Source organism: Kitasatospora sp. NPDC003701, from assembly GCF_053587085.1.
Genome location: NZ_JBSFNM010000085.1, coordinates 1 through 24,687, shown reverse-complemented (window position 1 = coordinate 24,687; position 24,687 = coordinate 1). Strand labels below are relative to the sequence as shown.

Here is a 24,687-nt window from a genome sequence, read left to right as displayed (position 1 = left end):
AGAAGTATCAAGAATGACCGCCGGCGGTGAATCCCGGCAACCCCTCCGACATGCCGACAACCCGGGCATACCGGACCCCCGGATCGCCCGTGCGCCGGTGCCGCCCCGGGCGTGCGCCGCCCGAGTCTAAGGATTTCCCGGCGCCGGCCGTGAGACCAAGTTCTGGTGCAGCCACCACGGCCCGCCCCGGCCTTGCCCAAGGGAGTCCGATGACCACCGCACCGCGGCCGATCCTCTTCGTCAGCCTTCCGGAGAGCGGCCTGCTCAACCCGATGCTGGTGCTGGCCCGCGAGCTCGCCCGGCGCGGCACGCCCGACCTGTGGTTCGCAACCGACGAGCCCCGGCGCGCGGACGTGCAGGGGTCCGCGGGGCGCACGCCGGTGGAGTTCGCCTCCCTCGGCGAGGTCTTCTCCGAGCTGTCGGCCGTCAGCTGGAGCGACGAGGTCTACCGCGAGGTCACCCAGTCCTCGCGCTTCAAGGCGCACCGAGCGGTCATCCGCCAGTCGTACCGGCCGGATCTCCAGGCGGAGAAGTACCGCCGCCTGGAATCCGTGGTGGCGAAGATCGATCCGGCTCTCATGGTGATCGAATCCATGAGTTCGTTCGCCGTCGATCTGGCGCTGACCAGGAACATTCCATTCGTCCTGAGCGTGCCCTTCCTGCCCAGCAATGTACTGACGTCGCACAATCCGTTCGGCAGCTCCTACACCCCGAAGAGCTTTCCCGTCCCGCACTCCGGACTTCCGTACCCGATGAACTTCGGGCAACGCCTGGGCAATATGCTCTTCAAGCTCCGGACACTGGCCCTGTTCCTCAATCCGGGCATGGGCAAGGTCCTCTCCGAGGACAACCGGATCCGCAAGGAACTGGGCCTTCCGGCGGCCAGTCCGATGACCAGGATCGACCGGGCCGAAATGGTCCTGTGCAATTCCGTTCCGGAGCTGGACTACCCCTTCGACGTTCCGGAGAAGATGAAGCTGGTCGGCGCGGTGATGCCGCCGCTGCCGGAGGCCTCCGGCGCCGCGGACGACGGACTCGGAGCCTGGCTCGACGCCCGTTCGTCCGTGGTCTACATGGGGTTCGGCACCATCACCCGGCTGACCCGGGAGCAGGTCGGCGCGCTGGTGGAGGTCGCCCGCCGGCTCGACGGCAGGCACGACGTGCTGTGGAAGCTGCCCGAGGAGCAGCAACACCTGCTGCCCGCACCGGAGTCGCTCCCGGGCAACCTGCGCATCGAGAGCTGGCTGCCCTCGCAGCTCGACGTCCTCGCCCATCCGGCGGTCGCCGTGTTCTTCACCCACGGCGGCGGCAACGGGTTCCACGAGGGCGTGTACTTCGGCAAGCCCCTGGTGGTGCGCCCGCTCTGGGTGGACTGCTTCGACCAGGCGGTGCGGGGCCGGGACTTCGGCATCAGCCTCACCCTCGACCGGCCGCAGACCGTCGACCCCGACGACGTCGTCGACAAGCTCACCCGGGTGCTGGACGATCCGTCCTTCCGCCGCCGGGCCGAACGGCTGGGGGGGCTGCAGCGGGCGGCCGGCGGCCGCGTCCGGGCCGCCGATCTCATCCTCGACCTCCCCGCACTGAGCCGCCCGGGCAGCAGCGACCGCACCCCCGTCCAGAACTGACGAAGCACCCAGAGTGAGGACCGAATGACGTTCAGGTACCCCGTTTCCCGGCCCGGTCTCGACGGCCGGGAGCTCGAATACGTCACCGCCACGATCAACGACGGCTGGATCTCCTCCCAGGGGCCTTACGTCCGGCGTTTCGAGCAGGCATTCGCCGACTACAACGCGATCGCGCACGGCGTCGCCTGCTCGTCCGGAACGACGGCGCTCACCCTGGCGCTGAGGGCTCTCGGCATCGGTCCGGGCGACGAGGTGATCGTCCCCGAATTCACCATGATCGCCTCCGCCTGGGCCGTCACCTACACCGGCGCGACCCCGGTCTTCGTCGACTGCGGAGACGACCTGAACATCGACCCGGCGCGGATCGAGGAGAAGATCACGCCGCGGACGAAGGCCGTCATGCCGGTCCACGTCTACGGCCGGCGGTGCGACATGGACGCGATCATGGACATCGCGTTCCAGTACAACCTCCGGGTCGTGGAGGACTCCGCCGAGGCGCACGGCATCCGCCCGGTGGGCGACATCGCGTGCTACTCGCTCTTCGCGAACAAGATCATCACTGCCGGCGAGGGCGGCGTCTGCCTCACCGACGACCCGCGGCTGGCCGGCCAGCTCGCACACCTGCGCGCGATGGCCTTCACCACGGACCACAGCTTCCTGCACAAGAAGCTCGCCTACAACTTCCGGATGACGGCGCTCCAGGCGGCCGTCGCGCTCGCCCAGGTGGAGCGCCTACCGGAGATCCTCGCCACCCGCCGGGAGATCGAGCACCGCTACGACCAGGGCCTCAAGGACATCCCGGGAGTCACCCTGATGCCCGCGCGCGACGTGCTGTGGATGTACGACCTGCGCACCGAGCGCCGCGACGAGCTGCGCGCCTTCCTGGCCGGCGAGGGCATCGAGACCAGGCTCTTCTTCAAACCGATGAGCCGCCAGCCGGGCTACCTCGCCCCGCACTGGCCCACCCTCAACGCCAACCGGTTCGCCGAGGACGGCCTCTACCTGCCGACCTACAACGCGCTGACCGCGGCCGACCAGGAGTACATCACCGGGAGGATCCGCGCCTTCCACACGAGCGCCTCATGACCGGCACCGAGCCCCCCGTGGTGGACTTCCCGCTGCGCAGGCCGGGCGAGCCCTTCCCCCCGCCGCGCTACGAGGAGTACCGGCAGCAGCAGGGGCTGGTGCTGTCCTACCTGCCCAACGGGAACAAGTGCTGGCTGGTGACCCGCCACCAGGACGTGCGCGAGGTGCTGACCAGCCGCAGCATCAGCTCCAACCCCGACCACCCGGGCTTCCCCAACATCAGCGCCACCATGGGCGTCCCCCGGCAGGAGCAGATCCCCGGCTGGTTCGTGGGCCTGGACTCGCCCGAGCACGACCGGTTCCGCAAGGCGCTGATCCCCGAGTTCACCGTCCGGCGGGTCCGCGAGATGCGCCCGGCCATCGAACGCACGGTCGACGAGCGGATCGACGCCCTGCTCGCCGGGGGGAACGAGGCGGACCTCGTCGCCGGGTTCGCGCTCCCCGTGCCCTCGCTGGTGATCTCGACCCTGCTCGGGGTGCCGCCGGTCGACCGGGACTTCTTCGAGTCCCGCACCCGGACGCTGATCACCATCCGCGCCTCGACCGACCAGCAGCGCGACACCGCCACCAGGGAGCTGCTGCGCTACATCAACCGGCTCGTCGCGATCAAGGAGAAGTGGCCCGGCGACGACCTGATCAGCAGGCTGCTGGCCACCGGCGCGATCCGCACGCAGGAACTGTCGGGCGTCCTGCTGCTGCTCCTGATCGCCGGCCACGAGACCACCGCCAACAACATCGCCCTGGGGGTGGTGACCCTGCTCGCCAACCCGGAGTGGAAGGGCGACGAGCGCGCGGTCGAGGAGACCCTGCGCATCCACTCGGTGGCCGACCTGGTGTCGCTGCGGGTCGCCGTGGAGGACGTGGAGATCGCCGGCCGGCTCATCCGGGCGGGCGAGGGCATCGTGCCGCTGGTCGGCGCGGCCAACCACGACGCCGAGGTCTTCGCCTGCCCGCACGCCTTCGACCCGGCCCGGACGGAACGCCACCACGTCGCCTTCGGCTACGGCGTGCACCAGTGCCTCGGACAGAACCTGGTCCGGGTCGAACTGGAGATCGCCTACCGCCGGCTCTTCGAACGCATCCCGACCCTGGAACTCGCCGTCCCCGTCGAGGAGCTGCCCTTCAAGTACGACGGCGTGCTGTGCGGGCTGCACGAGCTGCCCGTCCGCTGGTAGGCACCGACCACCGGGAGAACCCCTGATGCACATCACCGTGGACACCACCCGCTGCGTCGGCGCCGGCCAGTGCGTCCTGAACGCACCCGAGGTCTTCGACCAGGACGAGGACGGCCTGGTCACCGTGGTCACCCCGCGGCCCGCCGCCGAGGAGTGGGCGGACGTGCGCCGGGCGGGCGGCCTCTGCCCGTCCCGGGCCATCACCGTCCACGAGGCCTGAGCCCACCCGACCGAAAGGAACGATCCCCCCGTGAACGGCACGGACACCTCCACCGCACTGTGGCTTCGGCGCTTCCACCCGGCCCCGGACAGCCCCGTCCGGCTGGTCTGCTTCCCGCACGCCGGCGGCTCCGCCGGCTTCTACCGCCCGGTCGCCACCCGGTTCGCCCCGGGCGTCGACGTGATCGCCCTGCAGTACCCGGGACGGCAGGACCGGCGCCACGAACCCTGCGTCGAGGACATCGGCACGCTGGCCGACCGGATCACCGACCAGCTCCTCCTCCTGGACGAGCGGCCCACCGTCCTGTTCGGCCACAGCATGGGCGCCGTCCTGGCCTTCGAGACGGCCTGGCGCCTCGAACAGCAGGGGGCGCACACGCCAAAGGCCGTCATCGCCTCCGGCCGCCGGGGGCCCTCCACCACCCGCACCGAGACCGTCCACCGGCTCGGCGACGACGGGATCCTCGCCGAGATCCGGCTGCTCGACGGCACCCAGGCCCAACTCCTCGGCGACGACGAGATCCTGCGCATGGCCCTGCCCGCGCTGCGCGCCGACTACCGCGCGATCGAGACGTACCGCTGCCCCCCGGAGCGCCGGCTCCGCTGCCCGCTCACCGCGCTGACCGGCGAGGACGACCCGCGCACCACGCTCGCCGAGGCCCGGGCGTGGCAGCACCACACCACCGGGCCGTTCCGGCTCCGGGCCTTCCCCGGGGGCCACTTCTTCCTCACCGGCCGCCAGAGCGCGGTCAACGACGAGATAGCGCGCGAGCTCGACCGGCCATGACGCGCCACCGCCGCCCCGTCGAGCCTTCCGTCCAGGGCACGTGCCGAGCAAGGACCCTCTGATGCGCACACTTCTCGTCGACAACTACGACTCCTTCACCTACAACCTCTTCCACTACCTCGCCGAGGTGAACGGGCGGGAGCCCGAGGTGATCCGCAACGACGACCCGGCCTGGCGGCCGGAGTTTCTCGACGGGTTCGACAACGTCGTACTGTCGCCCGGGCCGGGCACCCCGCACCGCCCCGCCGACTTCGGCCTCTGCGCGCGGATCGCCGAGGAGGGGCGGATCCCCGTCCTCGGGGTCTGCCTCGGGCACCAGGGCATGGCCCTGGCCCACGGCGGCCGGGTGGAACGCGCCCCCGAACCCCGACACGGGCGCACCTCGCTCGTCCGGCACGACGGCAGCGGCCTCTTCGCCGGGCTGCCGCAGCCGCTGGAGGTGGTCCGCTACCACTCGCTCGCCGTCACGGACCTGGCCGCCGGCCTGGAGCCGACCGCCTGGGCCCAGGACGACGGCGTGGTCATGGCACTGCGGCACCGGGCGCTGCCGCTGTGGGGCGTGCAGTTCCACCCCGAGTCCATCGGCACCGCCGGCGGCCACCGGCTGCTGAAGAACTTCCGGCGGCTGACCCGGCTGCACGGCCGGCGGCGCCGACCCGCTCCCGTCGCGGGCCCCGCGCCGAGGACCGCGGCGCCCCCCGGCACCGGCGACAGCGCGCCCACCCGCCGACTGCGGGTCCTGGCCGAGCCGCTGTCCACCGAGTGGGACGCCGAGGTGGCCTTCGACCGCCTGTTCCGCTCCGGCAACCGGCCGTTCTGGCTGGACAGCAGCCGACCGGGCGGTGCGCTGGGACAGCTCTCCGTCATGGGCGACGCCTCCGGCCCGCTCGCCCGGGTGGTCACCGCCGACGTCTTCGCCGGCACGGTGACCGTCACCAGCGCCGACGCGACACGGATCGTCCACACCGCCTTCCTCGACTGGCTAGAGCGCGACCTGCGCGACCTGCGGGTCGAACTGCCCGAGCTCCCCTTCGACTTCGCCCTCGGCTGGGTCGGCTGCCTGGGCTACGAGCTGAAGGCCGAGTGCGACGGCGAACGGGCCCACCGCTCCGCCGACCCCGACGCGGCCATGGTCTTCACGGACCGGGCGCTCGTACTCGACCACCGCACGGGCACCAGCTACCTGCTCGCCCTCGCCGAGGACGGCCGGGAGGACGCGGCCCGGGCCTGGCTGGCCTCGGCGGCGGCGCAGCTCGCGGCCTGCGCCGACCAGGCGCCCGCACCGTGCGGGCCGCCCGCGCAGTGCCAGGGTGCGAACCTGCGGCTGCGCCACGACCGCGAGGCCTACCTCGACCTGATCGAGAGCTGCCGGGAGGAGATCAGGGCCGGTGAGACGTACGAGGTCTGCCTGACCAACATGATCGAGGCGCCGGCCGACCTCGACCCCTGGCAGGCCTACCGGTTCCTGCGGCGAGCGAGCCCCGCGCCGTTCGGCGCCTTCCTCGACTTCCCCGGCCTGTCCGTGCTGAGCACCTCCCCCGAGCGCTTCCTGCGGGTCGACCGGCAGGGGTTCATGGAATCCAAGCCGATCAAGGGGACCCGGCCGAGGGGGGCGACGCCGACCGAGGACGCGCTGCTGGCCGCCGACCTGACAACCAGTGAGAAGGACCGGGCGGAGAACCTGATGATCGTCGACCTGGTCCGGCACGACCTCGGGCGCTGCGCCGAGGTCGGCACGGTGGTGGCCGACCCGGTCTTCCAGGTGGAGACGTACGCCACCGTGCACCAGCTGGTCAGCACCGTGCGGGCGAGGCTGCGCGCGGACACCACGGCGGTCGCGGCGGTCCGCTCGGCGTTCCCCGGCGGTTCGATGACCGGTGCGCCGAAGATCCGGACCATGCAGATCATCGACCGGCTCGAAGGCGGACCGCGCGGCCTCTACTCCGGCGCCATCGGCTACTTCTCGCTGAACGGGGCCGCCGACCTGAGCATCGTCATCCGCACCCTGGTGCTGAGCGGCGGGCGACTGCGGTACGGCGTCGGCGGCGCGATCATCGCCCTGTCGGACCCCGAGGAGGAGTTCGACGAGACCGTGGTGAAGGCGGCACCGCTGCGGATGCTGCTCGACACCGCCGTGCCCGGCCAGCGGGTCCCCTCCGGGCACCTCTAGGGTCTGCCTTCGAACTCCCGCCTGCGGGAGCTCGAAGGCAGACCCTAGGGCTTTCCCGGTGCTCCCCGGTCGAGCATGGAGCAGCAGACCGTACCGTGGCCGGCTTCTCCGGGGAGTGATGGTGCCCGTCCGTACCGACGACTACGCGATTGATCCGGCCGCCGACGAGAGCCGGTCCGGCCCGTCGGCCCCGACCGACGGGGCCCTGCGCGGTCTCACCCTGCCGGCGGTCTTCGCCGCCGCCGTGCGCGCGGCCCCGGACGCGCCAGCGCTCACCGACGGGGACCGGTCACGGACCTGGCAGCAATGGAGCACCGAGGTCGACGCGCTCGCCCGCGGCCTCCAGGAGCTGGGCGTCGGCCCCGGCGACGTGGTCGCGGTACAGCTGCCGAACTGCTGGGAGTACGTGACGCTGCACCTGGCCGTCGCGGCCGTCGGCGCCGTCATGCTGCCGGTGCACCAGGGCAACGGCCGGGCCGAGGTGCGCGCGCTGCTGGACCGGGTGGACCCGGCGCTCCTCGTGCTGCCGGGCGACCTGCCCGGGGCCGCCGACGGTGCCGGGGCGCTGCTGGCCGCGGTGCCCTCGCTGCGTGCGGTGCTGGTGGCCGGGGAGACCGCCGAGGGCGCCGGGCCGGCCGATCCGCGGGTACTGCCGGTCGACCGGCTGCTGGCCGACCGGCTGGGCAGTGCCCCGCACCCGGTGGAGGTGCGCCCGGAGCAGCCGCTCGTCCTCGTCCCCTCCTCCGGCACCACCTCCGCCCGGCCCAAGCTCTGCCTGCACAGCCACGACGGCCTGCTCTCGAACACCGCGCCGGTCGCCGAGGCGGCCGCGGCGGCGTTCGGCAGCGCGGTCGTCACCGCCTGCCCGCTCACCCATCTGTTCGGTCTGCAGTCGCTGCACACGGCGCTGTTCACCGCCTGCCACCAGGTCCTGCTGCGCGGCTGGGACCCGGACCGCTTCCTGGAGCTGGCCCGGCGCACCGACCCGAGCGTGGTGTTCGCGGTGCCGGCCCAGCTGCACGACATCGTCACGCGCCTCGCGCAGACCGACGGGCCGGTCGGCTTCCGCCCGCGCGAGATACGGACGGCCGGCGCGGCCGCCCCGGCCGCGCTGGTCGCCGAGGTCAGGGCCGTGCTGGACACCAGCCTGGTGGTGGTCTGGGGGATGTCCGAGCTCGGCACCGGCACCTGCACCCGCCCGGACGACCCCGCCGAGGTGGCCGCCCGCAGCGTCGGCCGGCCGACCGCCGGCGCGCGGGTGAGCGTCGTCCGCGAGGACGGCGAGCCGTGCCCACCGGGCGAGGTCGGCGAGCTGTGCTACCGCAGCCCCAGCATGTTCCGGGGGTACTTCGGCGATCCGGAGCTGACCCGGGCCGCGCTCACCCCGGACGGCTGGCTGCGCACCGGCGACCTGGCGAGCGTCGACGAGTCGGGCCTGGTGCGCTTCCACGGGCGGGCGGCCGAACTGATCAACGTCGGCGGCCGGAAGTTCAACGCCACCGAGATCCAGGGCCTGCTGGCGGACCTGCCGGGGATCGGTCCGCTGGCCGTGGTCGCCAGGCCCGACCCCCGGCTCGGGGAGTACCCCTGTCTGGTCCTCACCGCTCGCGCGGGCGCGGGTACCGGTCTCGCCGAGGTGACCGGGTTCCTCCGCGGGCGCGGCGTGGCCGAGTACAAGATCCCGCTGGAGCTGGTGACCGTCGAGGACCTGCCCCGCACCCCCGCGGGCAAGCTCCACCGGCGGGCGCTGGAGGAGTTGCTCGCCGGCGGCGGCTTCACGCCGGCCCCGGCCCCGCCGTCGGCAGCGGCGCCGCGCAGCCTCGCGGACGCCCTCGACCTGGTCCGGCGCTGCATCACGACGGTGCTCGGCGGCACGCCGGTGCTCGGCGTCATGCCGGTGCTCGGACCGGGCACCGGCGAGCCGCCGGCGGCACCGGACGCCACCTTCCGTGCCCAGGGGCTGGACTCCGTCGGCGCCGTCCGGCTGCGCAACCTGCTGGTCGAGCGGACCGGCCTGGCGCTCCCGGTCGCCCTGGCCTTCGACTTCCCCACCCCGGCCGCCGTCGCCGAGCGCCTGGTCGGCGGGGCCCGGCCGAGCGGCGCGGACGCGCCCCCGCGGCCCCGGAGCGGCCCGGACGACGAGGCGATCGCCATCGTCGGGATGGCCTGCCGGCTGCCCGGCCGGGTGGCCTCGCCGGACGACCTGTGGACCCTGGTCGCGGACGGCGCCGACGCCGTCTCCGGCTTCCCCGCCGACCGCGGCTGGGACCTGGCCCGCCTGTTCGACGACGACCCGGACCACCCGGGCACCTCCTACGCCCGGGCCGGCGGGTTCCTGCACGACGCGGGCCACTTCGACGCGGAGTTCTTCGGACTGTCGCAGCGGGAGGCACTGGCCACCGACCCGCAGCAGCGACTGCTGCTGGAGACCGCCTGGGAGGCCCTGGAGCAGGCCCGGATCGACCCGACGACCCTGCGCGGCAGCCGGACCGGCGTCTTCGCCGGGGCGATGTACCACGACTACGCGGCGCACCTGGCCCACGGCGGGGCCGGCGAGTTGGAGGGGCTGCTCGGGATCGGCACGGCCGCGAGCGCGCTGGCCGGCCGGATCTCCTACACCCTCGGTCTGGAGGGTCCGGCCCTGACCGTCGACACCGCCTGCTCCTCCTCCCTCGTCGCCCTCCACCTGGCCTGCCGGTCGCTGCGCTCGGGCGAGTCCTCCCTCGCGCTGGCGGGCGGCGTGGCGGTGATGGCGACACCGACCTCCTTCGTCGAGTTCTCCCGGCTGCGCGCGCTCTCCCCCGACGGCCGGTGCAAGTCCTTCGCCCGGGCCGCCGACGGAGCCGGCTGGTCGGAGGGGGTGGGCCTGCTCGTCCTGGAACGGCTCGACGACGCCCGCCGCCACGGGCACCAGGTGCTGGCGCTGGTCCGCGGCTCCGCGGTGAACCAGGACGGTGCCTCCAACGGCCTCACCGCACCGAACGGCCCCGCGCAGCAGCAGGTCATCCACCGGGCGCTGGCGGACGCGCGGCTGGCCCCGGCCGATGTCGACGCCGTCGAGGCGCACGGCACCGGCACCACCCTGGGCGACCCGATCGAGGCCGAGGCGCTGCTCGCGACCTACGGCCGGGCGCACACCGGGGACCGGCCGCTGTGGCTGGGGTCGGTGAAGTCGAACATCGGCCATGCGCAGGCCGCCGCCGGCGCGGCCGGGGTGATCAAGATGGTGCAGGCGCTGCGGCACGGAGTGCTGCCCAGGACCCTGCACGTGGACGAGCCCACCGCCCAGGTGGACTGGTCCTCGGGGGCGGTACGGCTGCTGACGGAGCCTCGGCCGTGGCCGGCGGAGCCCGGCCGGACGCGGCGGGCGGGCGTGTCCTCGTTCGGGATCAGCGGCACCAACGCCCATCTGATCCTGGAGGAGCCCGGGACCGTCGACACCGACCCGCCACGGACCCGGTCCGGGACCGTCGACACCGACCCGCTGCGGCCCCGACCCGCCGGGACCGTCGAGACCGACCCGCTGCGGCCCCGACCCACCGAGACCGCCGAGACCTGCGAGGCCGGCCCGCCGCGGCCCGGCCCCGCCGTGCCCTGGGTGCTCTCCGCCCGCGGCGAGACCGCGCTGCGCGCCCGCGCGGGGCAGCTCGCCGAGCACCTGGCGGCCCACCCCGAGCAGTCCCCCCGCGACCTGGCCTTCTCGCTCGCCACCACCCGGGCCCTGCACGGCGACCACCGGGCCCTGCTGGTGGGGACCGATCCGGACCGGCTGCGGGCGGTGGCGGCCGCACTCGCCGACGGCTCCTCGTCCACGGGCATCGTGCCCGGACGCCGCAGCGACGGCGGCCTCGCCTTCGCCTTCACCGGGCAGGGCAGCCAGCGGCCCGGCATGGGCCGGGGTCTCGCACGCGCCTTCCCGGTCTTCGACGCCGCCCTGCGGGAGATCTGCTCACTGCTCGACCCGTGGCTGGAGCGGCCGCTGCTCTCCGTGCTGTGGGCCGAGGGCGAGGACGCCGACCACGCGGCCGACGGCCGGACCCCGCTCGACCGCACGGGCTGGGCCCAGCCCGCGATCTTCGCCCACGAGGTGGCGCTGTACCGCCTCTTCGAGTCCTGGGGCGTGGTCCCGGACCGGCTGGTCGGCCACTCGATCGGAGAGATCGCCGCCGCCCACGTGGCCGGCGTCCTCTCGCCGGCCGACGCCTGCGCGCTCGTGGCGGCCCGCGGCCGGCTGATGGACGCCCTGCCGGCCGGCGGCGCGATGCTGGCCGTGCGGCTTCCGGAGAGCGAACTCCGGCCGTGGCTGGGGGACTTCACCGACACGGTGGCCGTCGCGGCGGTGAACGGTCCGCATTCGGTCGTGCTGTCCGGGGCCGCTGGTCCGCTGGCCGCGCTGGCCGACCGGCTCGGCGCCGCCGGGCACCGGACCAAGCCGCTCGCGGTCAGCCACGCCTTCCACTCGCCGCTGATGGCGCCCGTGCTGGCGGACTTCCGGGACGCGATCGGCGCACTCGCCCCGGCCGAGCCCGCCGTCCCCCTGGTCTCCGCCCTCACCGGCCGCCCGCTGACCGCGCGGGAGGCCCGGGATCCGGAGCACTGGGTCCGGCACATCGTCGAGCCGGTCCGCTTCCTCGACGCCGTCGAGTACCTGCGCGGCGAGCGGACCACCCGCTTCCTGGAGCTGGGCCCCGCCGCCGCGCTCACCCCGATGATCGACGAGTGCCTCGCCGCCGCCGGGGCCGCCCCGGGGGCGACGACCGTCGTCCCCACCGGGCCGAGCGGCGTCCACGACGAGGAGCAGGCCGCCCTCGCCGCCGTCGCCCGGCTGCACCTCGACGGAGTCCCGGTGGACTGGGCCGCCGTGCTGCCGGGCGCCCGCTCCGTCCCGCTGCCCACCTACCCGTTCCAGCACCGGCGGTACTGGATCGCCGCACCGCGCCGGACGGCGGACGACGGCGCCACCGCCGCACCCGAACCGGCCGGCCCGTGGACCGACCGACCGGTGGGCCCACCGGTCAAAGCACCGGCCGAGCCACGGGCCGACCGGCTGTCCGACCGGCTGGCCGGGCTCGACGAGGCCGCGCAGGACGAGTTGCTGCTGCGCCTGGTCCTGGCCGAGACCGAGGCCGTGCTCGGCGGCGACGCGCCTGGTGACGTCCTTGCCGCACAGGACCTCTCGGAGCAGCCCTTCTCGGAGCTGGGCGTCAACTCGGTGAACGCGATCGAGCTGCGCAACCGGATCATCGCGGCCAGCGGCGCCCGCCTGCCCGCCACCCTGGTCTTCGACCACCCGACGCCGGCCGCGATCGCCCGACTCGTCCGCGCGGAACTCGCCCGCCCCACGACCTCCTGGGGATCGGCCGCCGCCGTCACCGACGCGTTGGAGCACCTGCTCGAATCCGGCACCGCACTCGACGCCGACACGGCCGCGCGGCTCAGGGACCTCGTCAAACGCTGGGGCCCGGCCCCGGCGGGCGGCAACGGCCGACCCGACATCCGCGCCGCCACGGACGAGGAGCTGTTCCGCCTCCTGGACGGTGCCGACGGCTAGGCCCGTCCGGCCCGTCGGTTCCGTTCGGCCGCCCGGCCCGCCGGCCTGCCCGAACGACGGACACCACCAGCCGACCGGCGACCCGATCGCCGGTCGGCTTTCCCCGCTCCGCCTGCCACCCCCTCGACCGACCGTCCAACCGCGGGAGACCACCCATGACCGGGCCCACCCCTCCACCACCCCTCCCCCGACCGCCCGGGGAGGTCATGATCGAGGCGCACGAGCTGAGCAAGGTGTTCGGCAGCGTCCGGGCACTCGACTCCGTGACCGTCTCCGCGCGCCGCGGGACCGTCCTCGCCCTGCTCGGGCACAACGGAGCGGGCAAGACCACGCTCGTCAACATCCTCACCGCCACCCTGCCACCCACCTCGGGCCGGGCCTCGGTCGCCGGCTTCGACGTCGTGCGGCAGCCGCGTGAGATCCGCCGACGCATCGGCCTCACCGGACAGTTCGCCTCGGTCGACGGCCACCTCGGCGGGCGCGACAACCTCGTCCTGCTCGCCCGGCTGCTGGGCGCCGACCGCCGGGCGGCCCGCGCCCGGGCCGACGAGCTGCTGGACCTCTTCGCACTCCGCGAGGTCGCCACCCGCCGGGCCGGCACCTACTCCGGCGGGCTGCGCCGGCGCCTCGACCTCGCCGCCGGCCTGGTCGGCCGGCCGGAGGTCATCTTCCTGGACGAGCCGACCACCGGCCTGGACCCGTCGAGCCGGCTGCGCCTCTGGGAGATCGTGGAGGGCCTGGTCGCCGAGGGCACCACGGTCGTGCTCACCACGCAGTACCTGGACGAGGCCGACCGGCTGGCGGACTCGATCGTGGTGCTCGCCGCCGGGGCGGTGATCGCGAGCGGGACGGCGGCGGAACTCAAGGCCAGGGTCGGCCGGCGCACCGTCAGCGTCGCGCTGGACGGCGCGGACGATCCGCAGATCGCCGTGATGGCCCTGCGGGAGGCCGGACTGGAGCCGGTGACCGGCGCCACGGACGCCTCGATCGTGGTCCCCGTCCAGGCGTCGAGGGAGATGGCGCACGTGGTCCGGGCCCTCGACAAGGTCGGCATCGAGGCCGCCGGGCTCGCCTTCGCCGAACCGAGCCTCGACGACGTCTACCTCACCCTCGCGGCACAGCCCGCGCCGCCCCCGGGAGGACCGGTCGATTGACATCCTCCCCGCGCTGAAGCACGGGGTCCGGTCCGCCTTCCACGCCGCCCTACGCAGGGCAGGCGCATCGTTGTACACCACCCGCGCGCACCCGAACGTACGGGCCGGCGGCTGCCGCTGACCCACCGTCGGACGGATCCGAAACGAGTACCTGGGATGCACGAGATCAACCTACCGACAGGCACTGACAACGACCTGCGGCCACCCGCACGGCGGTCCGCCCCGACGGCGGAACGCCGCCCCCCGACCTGCTCCGCAGGCGGTCCGTTTCCTCCCCCGGCCAAAGCCGGGGGTATCCACGGAGGTCCCCGATGAGTACCAGCACGCGCACGGCGGTGCGAACCGGCGCGGTGGCCGCGCCACCCGCGCGATGGGCCGGCAGTTCGATGCTCCTGCAGATCCGGGTCCTCACCGGGCGTTCGCTGCGAGCCCTGGTGACCGACCCCGGCGTGGTGCTGTTCGGGCTGCTGCAACCGGTCGTCATCCTGTTCGTGCTCACCCAGGTCTTCAGCAAGATGGGGGCCCCGCCGCACTTCCCCGAGGGAGTCAGCTACCTCGACTTCGTCCTGTCGGCCGTCCTGGTCGACAACGCCGTGCAGTCGGCCGTGCAGTCCGGCGTCGGGCTGGTGGACGACATGAAGAACGGCATCGTGGCGCGGCTGCGCTCACTGCCGATCCACCCGAGCTCGCTGCTGGTCGCCCGCAGCCTGGCGAACCTGGTCCGCAGCGCGGTCCAGGCGGTCATCATCCTCCTGCTCGCCGTCACGCTGCTGGGCTACTCGCCGCACGGCGGAGTCGCCGAGATCGCCGCCTCGGTCGGGCTGACCCTCTTCATCAGCTGGGCCCTGGGGTGGGCGTTCATCGCCGCGGGCGCCTGGCTGCGGCGCGCCGAACCGATGCAGAACCTCGCCATCATCGCCGTGCTGCCCATGATGTTCGCCTCCAGCGCCTACATCCCGGTCGCCGACCTGCCCGCCTGGCTGGGCGCGGTCGCCCGGGTCAACCCCCTCACCTACGCGATCGACGCCACCCGCGCCCTCGCCCTCGGCATCCCCGGCGCCGACGCCATCGTGCCCGCCCTGCTGTTCAGCGGTGTCATCGCCGCGATCGGCGCCGTCTTCGCGGTACTCGGCTTCCGCCGCCCGCTGTAGGCGGCGCGGACGCGGCAGTCCCCGGGCCCGGTCCTCCACCAGGTGGTCGGCCCCGGAAGTCCTTCGGGGGTTGACGCCCGGGGCCGGTGCGGGTCGCGTCGTCGGACGTCCGGGGCGGCGGGGTGACGGCGGTCTCGGCTGCCCGCGGAAGGGGGCTCCGGGAGACCCCGGTTGTTCCGGCCCTGGTTGACCCGACGGTTGGTCGCGAGGCTGTGGTCATGACCTCCAGCACCGATGATGTGACCGATTTGGAGGCGGCGGGTGGCGGCTCTGTCGTGATCAACGCCTCGTGGACCCTGCACCGGGGCCCGGCCGTCGCACCGGTGTACGCGGCCACCAAGGCCGCCGTCCACAATCTGGCCCGCACGCTGGGCAGTGATCTCGCCGAGCGGGGCATCCGGGTCAACTCGATCAGCCCGGGCTACATCGTCACCGAGATGTTCGATGCGGCCAACCCGGACCCCGCCTCGCACGATGCCATCCGCTCCCAGGTGCCGCTGAGGCGGCTCGGCCGGGCCCAGGACATCGCCGAGACCGTGGCCTTCCTCCTGTCCCCGCGGTCGTCCTACATCACGGCCCAGGACATCGCCGTCGACGGGGGCCTGGTGACCGCCGTCCCCACCTCCTGACGGCGGGCGGCTGCCCGGCGCCGGCAGGACCGGGCAGCCGCCCGTCACGACCGGCCGCCATCGCCGGACGAGCACAGCGATCAACCCGGGCGCGTTCCTTCGCGCCCGCCGCTCCCCCCTGCGCCCGCGGACAGGACCGGGCCCGAGGGCCGTCCACCGGCGGTCACGGCCCGGCCGTCACACGCCGGACGGTCGAGGACGAGGTCTATACCGAGCGTCTGCGGGCCAGTTGCTTCGCTTCCGGCGGCAGTGCCTCGGCGACCAGCAGTCGCGGCAGCAGTTCCGGTTCCAGGGTCATCGCACGGAAGACGAGCTCGACGGTCACCTCGTGACCGGGCCGGTGCACGATCTCGACCGGGTCACCGGCCCGGATGTCTCCGGGCTCGATCACGCGCAGATACGCTCCCGGCCGTGCGGCCCGGGTGAACCGCTTGATCCAGCCGTCACGCTCCAGCCAGCCCTGGAAGGTCGCACACGGGATCCGCGCGCAGGACACCTCCAGCACGACGTCCGACCCGATCCGCCAACGCTCGCCGATCAGGGCACCGTTGACGTCCAGGCCCAGGCTCGTGAGGTTCTCCCCGAAGGCGCCGTTCCCGAGCGTCCTGCCCAACTCGCCCTCCCAGCCGTCGAGATCCTCTCGGGCGTAGGCGTAGACGGCCTGGTCGACGCCGCCGTGGTGCTTCACGTCGTACACCCGGTCGCCGGCCAGACCGACCTCACCGGTGCCCTTCGGGCCGGGGGAGCTCACGGCGACCGGGCCGTCGACGGGCCGCTTGTCGATGCCCGTCGCCCCCAAGCCCTTCCACGGGTTGGGCCGGGGCCTGCCGACATTGACGGAGAGCAGCTTCATGAGGCGTGACGGTACGGCCTCGTCCACGCTCCGGCGACTCATTTCCTCCGACCCTCCCGGAATCGGTCGTCCAGTCGTCACGACAGGCCCAACTCCTTGTCCAGCAGGTCGAAGACGTCCTCGTCGGAGGCCGAGTCGAAGTCGAAGGCGGCGCCGGGGGCGGCGGCGCCGCGCAGCGCGGCCCACCTGGACCTGAGCACCTCCAGCCGCCCCGCGACCTGCTCGTGGAACTCCTCGCCGACCTCCAGGCCGGCGAACGCCTTCTCCAGCTTCTCCAGGTCGGCCAGCAGCGCCCCCGGCCCGGCCTCCGAATCCGGAGCGAGCTCCAACAGCGCGAACAGGTGGTCCGTGAGCTCCAGCGTCGTCGGGTGGTCGAAGACCAGGGTGGCCGGCAGCCGGACCCCGGCCAGCGCGCCCAGCCGGTTCCGCAGCTCGACCGCCGTGAGCGAGTCGAAGCCGAGCTCCTGGAAGGCCCGCTCCGGATCGACCTCGGCCCCGCCGGTGTGCCCGAGGACGGCGGCGATCTGGCCGCGCACCTCGTCCAGCAGGGCCCCGTGCCGCTCGGTCCCGGGCAGCGCGGACAGCCGCTGGACCAGGTCGGCGGCGCCGTCGGCGCCCGTGGCCGCGGTCCGGCGCAGGGGCGTGCGGACCAGCCCGCGCAGCAGCGCCGGCACCTCGCCCCGCGCCCGCAACGCCGCCAGGTCCAGCCGGACCGGCAGCACGGTCGGCTCCGGGCCGGCCAGCGCGCTGTCGAAGAGCGCGAGTCCGTCCGCCGCGGCCAGCGGCGGCATCCCGGCCCGCGCCATCCGCCGGGCGTCCGCCTCGCCGAGCCCGCTGGTCATCCCGCCGGTGCGCGCCCACGGACCCCAGGCGAGGGACAGCCCCGGCCGCCGCCGGGCCCGCCGGTGGCACGCGAGTGCGTCCAGGAAGGCGTTGGCGGCGGCGTAGTTGCCCTGCCCCGGGGTGCCGAGGGTGCCGGCCGCCGAGGAGAACGTGACGAAGGCCGTGAGGTCGAGCGCCTCGGTCGCCTCGTGCAGGTTCCACGCCGCGTCCACCTTGGGCCGCAGCACCGTCGCGAGCCGCTCGGGCGTGAGCGAGCCGATCACTCCGTCGTCCAGCACGCCCGCCGCGTGCACCACCGCGCGGACCGGGTGGCGCGCCAGCAGGTCCGCCACGGCGGCGCGGTCCGCGACATCGCACGCCTCGACCGTCGCCTCGGCGCCCGACGCCGCCAGCTCGGCGACGAGTTCGGCCACGCCGTCGGCCTCCGCACCGCGGCGGCCGACCAGCAGCAGGCTCCGCACCCCGTGGGCCGCCGCCAGGTGACGGGCCACGAGCCGGCCGAGGCCCCCCGTCCCGCCGGTGACCAGCACCGTCCCGGCGCCGGCCCACACCGGGGCGGCCGGTGCCTCCGGGGCCGGCACCCGGGCCAGCCGCGCCGCCAGCACCTCGGCGCCGCGCACCAGCACCTGCGGCTCGTCCAGCGCCGGGACCCACGCCGGGACGGCATCCTCGGGGCCGTCCAGGTCCACCAGGCCGAACCGGCCCGGGTTCTCCGCGATCGCCGACCGCACCAGGCCCCAGACGGCCGCGCCGGCCAGATCGGCGCCCGAGGTCGCACCACGCGTCACGAACAGCAGCCGCGAGGCCGCGAACCGCTCGTCGGCCAGCCACGACTGCAGCAGGCCCAGCACGCGCGAAGTCAGCGCCCGCACGGCCTCCGGCGTCCGGACCGAGGCCTCGCCGGTGACCGGTACCAGCACCGCGCCCGGGACCTCCGCCAACGACGCCGGATCCGCGTCCGGCCCCAGGGTCACGTGCGGAACGGGGTCGGTGTCCGGCGCCGCGACCGGCACCCAGTCGAGACGGAACATCGCGTCCCGGGCGACACTCCCCGACCCGCCCAGCTGCTCGGCGGCGATCGGCCGGACGACGAGCGACTCCACCGAGGCGACCGGCGTACCGGTGACATCCGCGACCGCCAGCGACAGACCACCGGCCGCCGTGCGCGACAAGCGCACCCGCAGAGCCGTAGCGCCGACCGCGTGCAGCGACACCCCGGACCACGAGAACGGCACCCCGCCGGCGGACCCGCCCTCCCCCGCGCCCGCCGCGACCGCGTGCAGGCTCGCGTCGAACAGCGCGGGGTGCAGACCGAACGAACCGCCGTCCACGCCCTCGGGCAGCGCGACCTCGGCGAACAGGTCGTCACCGAGCCGCCAGACGGCCCGAAGCCCCCGGAACACCGGCCCGTAGGAGAACCCGGCCTCCGCGAAGCCGTCATAGAGGTCGGACACGTCCAACTGCTCCGCCCCGGCCGGCGGCCAGCTCGCCGCCTCGAACGGCGCCGGCGCCGCCCCGTTCGTCAGCACGCCGCTCGCGTGCAGCGTCCACGGCTCCTGCGCGGCGTTGCCCCGCCGGGAGTGCACGCTGATCGCCCGCCGCCCGTCCTCGTCCACGCCGCCGACCGTCACCTGGACCTGCACGCCGCCCTGCTCGGGCAGCACCAGCGGCGCGGCCAGGGTGAGCTCCTCGACCAGGTCGCAGCCGACCTCGTCCCCGGCCCGGAGGGCCAGCTCCAGCAGCGCCGTTCCCGGCACCAGCACCGAGCCGAGGACCACGTGGTCCGCCAGCCAGGGCTGGGTCTGCACCGACAGCCGACCCGTGAACAGGAACCCGGCCGACCCCGCCAGCTCCACCGCACCCGAGAGCAGGGGGTGCTCGGCGGGCCGCAGCCCCAGGGCCTCGGCACCCCGGACGCCACCGGGCACAGCGGCCGGCCAGTAGTGCTGGTGCTGGAAGGCGTAGGTGGGCAGCTCGACGCTCCGGGCGCCGGTACCGGCCAGCAGCGCCCGCCAGTCGACCTTCACGCCGTGGACGTGCAGCGCGGCCAGCGCCTGCAGCACGGTCTCCTCCTCGTCCCGGCCCTTGCGCAGAACCGGGACGGTGAGGGCGTCGTCGCTGACGGACTCGCGGGCCAGCGCGGAGAGCACCGCGTCGGGGCCCAACTCCAGGAAGCGGGTGACGCCCTGGGCCTCCAGGATGCGTACACCGTCGGCGAAGCGGACCGCCTCGCGGACGTGGCGCACCCAGTACTCCGGGGCGCAGAGCTGCTCGGCCGTGGCGAGTCCGCCGGTCAGATTGGACACGACGGGGATGGTGGGCGCGCTGAACCGCAGGCCCGTGACCACCTGGCGGAACTCTTCGAGCATCGGGTCCATCAGCGGCGAGTGGAACGCGTGGCTCACCCGTAGCCGGGTCGCCTTGCGACCCTGCTGCTCGAAGTGGGCCCGGATCGCCTCGACCGCCTCCTGCCCGCCGGAAACCACGACGGACGCGGGCCCGTTGACCGCCGCGATCGAGACGAACTCGCCCAGCAGCGGAAGGACTTCGCCTTCCGTGGCCTGCACGGCGAGCATCGCACCGCCCTCCGGCAGCGCCTGCATCAGCCGGCCCCGCGCCGCCACCAGCGCGCAGGCATCCGCCAGCGAGAACACCCCCGCGACGTGGGCGGCAGCGACCTCACCGATCGAGTGACCGGCCACGAAGTCCGGCCGCACACCCCAGGATTCGAGCAACCGGAACAGCGCCACCTCGACGGCGAAGAGCCCGGCCTGGGCATGGACGGTCCGGTTCAGCAGCTCGGCGTCCTCGCCCCACACCACCTCCCGCACCCCGACCAGCTCCGCACAGACGGCGTCGAAGGCCTCCGCGAACACCGGGAACCTGGCAAACAACTCCCGTCCCATGCCGAGCCGTTGCGACCCCTGACCGGAGAACAGGAACGCACGCTTGCCCACACGCACCGAGCCCTCGACCACACCGGCCACGGACTCCCCCGCCGCCAGCGCGGCCAGCGCCGCCGCACGGTCCGAAGCCAGCACCACCGCCCGGTGGTTGAACCCCGACCGCTCGGTCGCCAACGACCACGCGACATCCAGCGGGGACAGCTCGGCCTGGTCATGGACGTGGGACAGCAGGCTCGCCGCCTGATCCCGCAGAGCCCTCACGGTCCGCCCCGACAGCACCCACGGCACCACGCCGGGCGTCACCACGGGCTGTTCGACGGCCGGGAGGTCCGCCGGCTCGCCCTGCTCCAGCACGACGTGCGCGTTGGTGCCGCTGATCCCGAACGAGGACACGCCCGCCCGACGCGGACCCGCGCCCTGCGGCCACTCCGTCTCTTCCGTCAGCAGCTCGACGGCGCCCTCGCTCCAATCCACGTGGGAGGACGGCGCATCGACGTGGAGCGTCTTCGGCAGCACGCCGTGGCGCATCGCCATCACCATCTTGATCACACCGGCCACACCCGCCGCCGCCTGCGTGTGACCGATGTTCGACTTCACCGAGCCGAGCCGCAACGGCCGTTCGGCCTCACGGTCCCGACCGTAGGTCGCCAGCAGCGCCTGCGCCTCGATCGGGTCACCGAGCCTGGTCCCGGTGCCGTGTGCCTCCACCGCGTCCACATCGGCGGGCGACAGACCGCCGCTGGCCAGCGCCTGGCGGATCACCCGCTGCTGCGAAGGGCCATTGGGTGCTGTCAGGCCGTTCGACGCGCCGTCCTGGTTCACCGCGCTACCGCGCAGCACCGCCAACACGCGGTGCCCGTTGCGCCGGGCGTCCGACCGGCGCTCCAGCACCAGCACGCCCACGCCCTCACCCCAACCCACACCGTCGGCGGCATCGGCGAAGGCCTTGCTCCGGCCGTCCGCCGCGAGGCCGCGTTGCCGGGAGAACTCGACGAACGTCGTCGGGGTGGACATCACCGTCACCCCGCCGGCCACGGCCAGCGAGCACTCCCCGGACCGGAGTGCCTGCGCCGCGAGGTGCATCGCCACCAGCGACGAGGAGCACGCCGTGTCCACGGTGACCGCCGGGCCTTCCAACCCCAAGGTGTACGACACCCGGCCCGAAGCGATGCTCGGCGCACTGCCGCTGCCCTGGTAACCCTCGAACTCGCGCCCGCCCAGCAGACCGGCGTAGTCGCTGTACATCACGCCCGCGAAGACACCCGTCCGACTGCCGCGCAGGGACACCGGGTCGAGACCCGCGTGCTCGAACGCCTCCCACGACGTCTCCAGCAACAACCGCTGCTGCGCATCCGTCGCCAACGCCTCACGCGGACTCATCCCGAAGAACTCCGCGTCGAACTCCCCGGCCTCGTACAGGAAGCCGCCCGAGCGCGTGTACGACGTGCCGAGGTGATCCGGGTCCGGATCGAACAGCGACTCCACCTCCCAGCCACGATCGGTCGGGAAGTCGGAGATCGCGTCCACTCCGTCCGCAACCAACCGCCACAGGCCCTCCGGTGACCGCACCCCACCCGGGTACCGGCACGCCATCCCCACGATCACCACGGGGTCATCCGCCACCGACGGCAACCCGGTCGCCACCCGCGACACCTCGGTCTCGCCATCGAACAGCTCGTCCAGCAGGAACCGCACCAACACCTCCGCCGACGGGTAGTCGAACACCACCGTCGCCGGCAACCGCAGACCCGTCACCGCACCGAGCCGGTTCCTCAGCTCCACCGCCGTCAGCGAATCGAACCCGAGATCCTGGAACGCCTTCGTCGCCTCCACCTCGGCCACACCGACGTGCCCCAGCACCAGCGCAATCTGCGCACGCACCACGTCGAGCACCGCCTCACGGCGCTCGTCCGCCCGCAGGCCGGACAGCCGCCGGACCAGCTCGGCCGCTGCCCCACTCGTGGCGGTTCGACGTACCGGCACCCGAATCAGGCCGCGCAACAACGCGGGCACCTCACCCCGTGCACGCAGGGCCGCCAGGTCCAGCCGGACCGGGAGGAGGGCCGGCTCCTCGTGGGACGTGGCCGCGTCGAAGAGCGCCAGGCCCTGCTCCGGCGTGAGCGGCGGCATTCCGGAACGCGTCATCCGCTCGACGTCGGCGTCGCCGAGGGCGCCGGTCATACCGCCGTCCCGGGTCCACGGCCCCCACGCCAGCGACACGCCCGGCAGACCGGCGGCGCGGCGGTACTGCGCCAACGCGTCCAGGAACGCGTTGCCCGCCGCATAGTTGGCCTGGCCGGGGCCGCCGAAGGTGCCGGACACGGAGGAGAAGACCACGAACGCCGACAGGTCCAGGTCCTTGGTCGCCTCGTGCAGATGCCACGCCGCATCCACCTTCGGACGCAACACCGCCGACAATCGCTCCGGCGTCAGCGAACCGACCACCCCGTCGTCGAGCACACCCGCCGCGTGCACCACCGCACCGACCGGATGACGAGCGACCAACCCGGCCACCGCCGCACGATCCGCGACATCACAAGCCTCGACCAGCACCTCCGCACCCAACGCCGCCAGCTCGGCCACCAGCTCCGCCGCACCCTCCGCCTCAGCACCACGACGGCTCACCAGCAGCAGACTCCGCACACCGTGCTCGACCACCAGATGACGAGCCACCACCCGGCCCAGACCACCCGTGCCACCCGTGACCATCACCCTCCCGGCACCGGCCCACGGCGAGACCGTCTCCGACTCAACGACCGGCACCCGAACCAGCCGCGCCGCCAACACCTCACCGTCGCGCACCAGGACCTGCGGCTCGTCCGACACCGCTACCCCCGGGGGCAGTTCGTCCACGCCCTCCAGGTCCACCAGACCGAACCGGCCCGGATTCTCCGACAGCGCCGACCGCACCAGACCCCACACCGCGGCGCCCGCCAGATCCACACCCGACACCGCACCACGCGTCACGAACACCAACCGCGACGCCGAGAACCGCTCCTCCAGCAACCACGACTGCACCAGACCCAGCACCCGCGCGGTCACCACATGCACGGACTCCGGCACACCCGAGGAGGGCCCGGCGGGCAACTCGACCAACACCACGCCCGGAACATTCACCAACGAAGCCAGGTCAATGTCCTGACCGACAGTCAGAACAGAAGTCTGTCCGTCGTCCGCGACCGTCACCGGCGACCAGTCCACCCGGAACAACGCATTCCGGGTGACGGCCTCCGTCCTGCCCAGCTGCTCCGCGCTGATCGGCCTGGCCACCAACGACGCCACCGTGACGACCGGCGCTCCCGAAGCATCCGCCACCGCCAGCGACAGCGAGTCCTCGCCGGTCCGGGTCAGCCGTACCCGCACCGCCGAGGCGCCCGAGGCGTGCAGCGACACACCCGACCACGCGAACGGCACGCTGCCCCGGCCCCGCTGCTCGCCACCGACACAGGACGAGGCGTGCAAGCAGGCGTCCAGCAGAGCCGGATGCAGACCGAACGCCCCGGCGTCCACGCCCTCGGGGAGCGCCACCTCGGCGAACAGGTCGTCGCCGAGCCGCCAGGCCGCCCGGAGTCCCTGGAACGCCGGGCCGTACTCGAACCCGGCCTCCGCGAACCGGTCGTAGACACCGGTCGCATCCAACGACTCGGCACCCACCGGCGGCCACACCGCCGCATCGAACACCACCGGCATCACGCCCGAGGCCAGCACGCCATTGGCGTGCAGCGTCCACACCGCCTCGTCAGCGCCGGCGGGGCGGGAGTGCACGCTCAGCGCGCGCCGGCCGGACTCGTCCGGCTCGCCCACCCACACCTGTACCCGCACCTCACCCCGGTCCGACAGCACCAGCGGCGCGGCCAGCGTCAACTCCTCGACCAGGTCGCACCCGACCTCGTCGCCCGCCCGCATCGCGAGTTCCAGCAGCGCGGTGCCCGGAACCAGAACCGAACCCAGCACCACGTGATCCGCGAGCCACGGCTGCGACTGCACCGACAGACGGCCGGTGAACACGAACCCCGCCGCGCTCGCCAACTCCACCACGCCCGACAGCACCGGGTGCTCCAGGGGCTTCAGCCCGACGGACTCGGCGCTGCCGGCGAACGTCATCACCGAGGGCCAGAACCGCCGGTGCTGGAAGGCGTAGGTCGGCAGCTCGACCTGCCGGGCGCCGGTGCCGGCCAGCAGCGCCGTCCAGTCGACCTTCACGCCGCGAACGTGCAGCTCGGCCAGCGCCCGCAGCGCGGTCGCCTCCTCGCCACGACCCTTGCGCAGCACGGGGACGGTGAAGACGTCCTCGGTCACCGACTCGCGGGCCAGCGCGGAGAGCACCCCGTCCGGACCCAACTCCACGAGGCGGGTGACACCCTGGGCCTCCAGAGTGCGCACACCGTCGGCGAAGCGGACCGCCTCCCGGACGTGGCGCACCCAGTACTCCGGCGCGCCCAACTCCTCGCCCGTGGCGAGGGAGCCGGTCAGGTTCGAGACCACCGGGATCGTCGGCTCGGCGAAGGACAGGCCCCCGACCACGGCCCGGAACT

At 73.8% G+C, this 24,687-nt stretch carries 12 protein-coding genes; 10 read left to right on the top strand and 2 right to left on the bottom strand.

From position 1 onward, the window contains the following. Positions 1-209: 209 nt before the first annotated feature. From ACWDRR_RS40790 to ACWDRR_RS40745, 10 genes are all read left to right on the top strand, one after another. Complete coding sequence (locus ACWDRR_RS40790; RefSeq protein WP_449777370.1) at positions 210-1,628, top strand: glycosyltransferase; 1,419 nt, start codon at positions 210-212, stop codon at positions 1,626-1,628. 24 nt (positions 1,629-1,652) lie between these two features. After that, the gene (locus ACWDRR_RS40785; protein ID WP_449777369.1) at positions 1,653-2,714 is read left to right on the top strand and encodes a DegT/DnrJ/EryC1/StrS family aminotransferase; all 1,062 of its coding nucleotides are present in this window, start codon (positions 1,653-1,655) and stop codon (positions 2,712-2,714) included. Continuing rightward, a complete protein-coding gene (locus ACWDRR_RS40780) occupies positions 2,711-3,889 on the top strand; it encodes a cytochrome P450 (RefSeq protein ID WP_449777368.1) in 1,179 nt (392 codons plus the stop codon). Before ACWDRR_RS40785 ends, ACWDRR_RS40780 begins: the two co-directional genes overlap by 4 nt. 25 nt (positions 3,890-3,914) lie before the next feature. Beyond that, positions 3,915-4,109 (top strand): ferredoxin, encoded by a 195-nt coding sequence (locus ACWDRR_RS40775; RefSeq protein ID WP_449777367.1) that lies wholly within the window; start codon positions 3,915-3,917, stop codon positions 4,107-4,109. 30 nt (positions 4,110-4,139) lie between these two features. Further along, entirely contained in the window at positions 4,140-4,895 is a 756-nt protein-coding gene (locus ACWDRR_RS40770) for a thioesterase II family protein (RefSeq protein ID WP_449777366.1), read from the top strand. 61 nt (positions 4,896-4,956) lie between these two features. Beyond that, the gene (pabB, locus tag ACWDRR_RS40765; protein ID WP_449777365.1) at positions 4,957-7,065 is read left to right on the top strand and encodes an aminodeoxychorismate synthase component I; all 2,109 of its coding nucleotides are present in this window, start codon (positions 4,957-4,959) and stop codon (positions 7,063-7,065) included. A 118-nt stretch (positions 7,066-7,183) separates the two neighbouring features. Continuing rightward, entirely contained in the window at positions 7,184-12,616 is a 5,433-nt protein-coding gene (locus ACWDRR_RS40760) for a type I polyketide synthase (protein ID WP_449777364.1), read from the top strand. Positions 12,617-12,771: 155 nt separating this feature from the next. After that, on the top strand, positions 12,772-13,770 hold the full coding sequence (locus ACWDRR_RS40755) for an ATP-binding cassette domain-containing protein (protein WP_449777363.1): 999 nt from the start codon (positions 12,772-12,774) through the stop codon (positions 13,768-13,770). Between the two features lie 311 nt (positions 13,771-14,081). Continuing rightward, entirely contained in the window at positions 14,082-14,921 is an 840-nt protein-coding gene (locus tag ACWDRR_RS40750) for an ABC transporter permease (RefSeq protein ID WP_449777362.1), read from the top strand. 218 nt (positions 14,922-15,139) lie between these two features. Further along, a complete protein-coding gene (locus ACWDRR_RS40745; RefSeq protein WP_449777361.1) occupies positions 15,140-15,550 on the top strand; it encodes an SDR family NAD(P)-dependent oxidoreductase in 411 nt (136 codons plus the stop codon). 205 nt (positions 15,551-15,755) lie between these two features. On the opposite strand, the gene ACWDRR_RS40740 is transcribed toward ACWDRR_RS40745, so the two are convergent. Next, a complete protein-coding gene (locus tag ACWDRR_RS40740; protein ID WP_449777360.1) occupies positions 15,756-16,403 on the bottom strand; it encodes an MOSC domain-containing protein in 648 nt (215 codons plus the stop codon). 77 nt (positions 16,404-16,480) lie between these two features. Next, positions 16,481-24,687: SDR family NAD(P)-dependent oxidoreductase (locus ACWDRR_RS40735; protein ID WP_449777359.1), on the bottom strand; the 8,207-nt coding region annotated here is incomplete at its 5' end.

What these genes read in the sequence shown, in the direction of transcription:
- ACWDRR_RS40790 (WP_449777370.1), top strand. Translation starts at nt 210, where the DNA reads ATGACCACCGCACCGCGGCCGATCCTCTTCGTCAGCCTTCCGGAGAGC.
- ACWDRR_RS40785 (WP_449777369.1), top strand. Translation starts at nt 1,653, where the DNA reads ATGACGTTCAGGTACCCCGTTTCCCGGCCCGGTCTCGACGGCCGGGAG.
- ACWDRR_RS40780 (WP_449777368.1), top strand. Translation starts at nt 2,711, where the DNA reads ATGACCGGCACCGAGCCCCCCGTGGTGGACTTCCCGCTGCGCAGGCCG.
- ACWDRR_RS40775 (WP_449777367.1), top strand. Translation starts at nt 3,915, where the DNA reads ATGCACATCACCGTGGACACCACCCGCTGCGTCGGCGCCGGCCAGTGC.
- pabB (WP_449777365.1), top strand. Translation starts at nt 4,957, where the DNA reads ATGCGCACACTTCTCGTCGACAACTACGACTCCTTCACCTACAACCTC.
- ACWDRR_RS40760 (WP_449777364.1), top strand. Translation starts at nt 7,184, where the DNA reads ATGGTGCCCGTCCGTACCGACGACTACGCGATTGATCCGGCCGCCGAC.
- ACWDRR_RS40755 (WP_449777363.1), top strand. Translation starts at nt 12,772, where the DNA reads ATGACCGGGCCCACCCCTCCACCACCCCTCCCCCGACCGCCCGGGGAG.
- ACWDRR_RS40750 (WP_449777362.1), top strand. Translation starts at nt 14,082, where the DNA reads ATGAGTACCAGCACGCGCACGGCGGTGCGAACCGGCGCGGTGGCCGCG.
- ACWDRR_RS40745 (WP_449777361.1), top strand. Translation starts at nt 15,140, where the DNA reads ATGACCTCCAGCACCGATGATGTGACCGATTTGGAGGCGGCGGGTGGC.
- ACWDRR_RS40740 (WP_449777360.1), bottom strand. Translation starts at nt 16,403, where the DNA reads ATGAAGCTGCTCTCCGTCAATGTCGGCAGGCCCCGGCCCAACCCGTGG.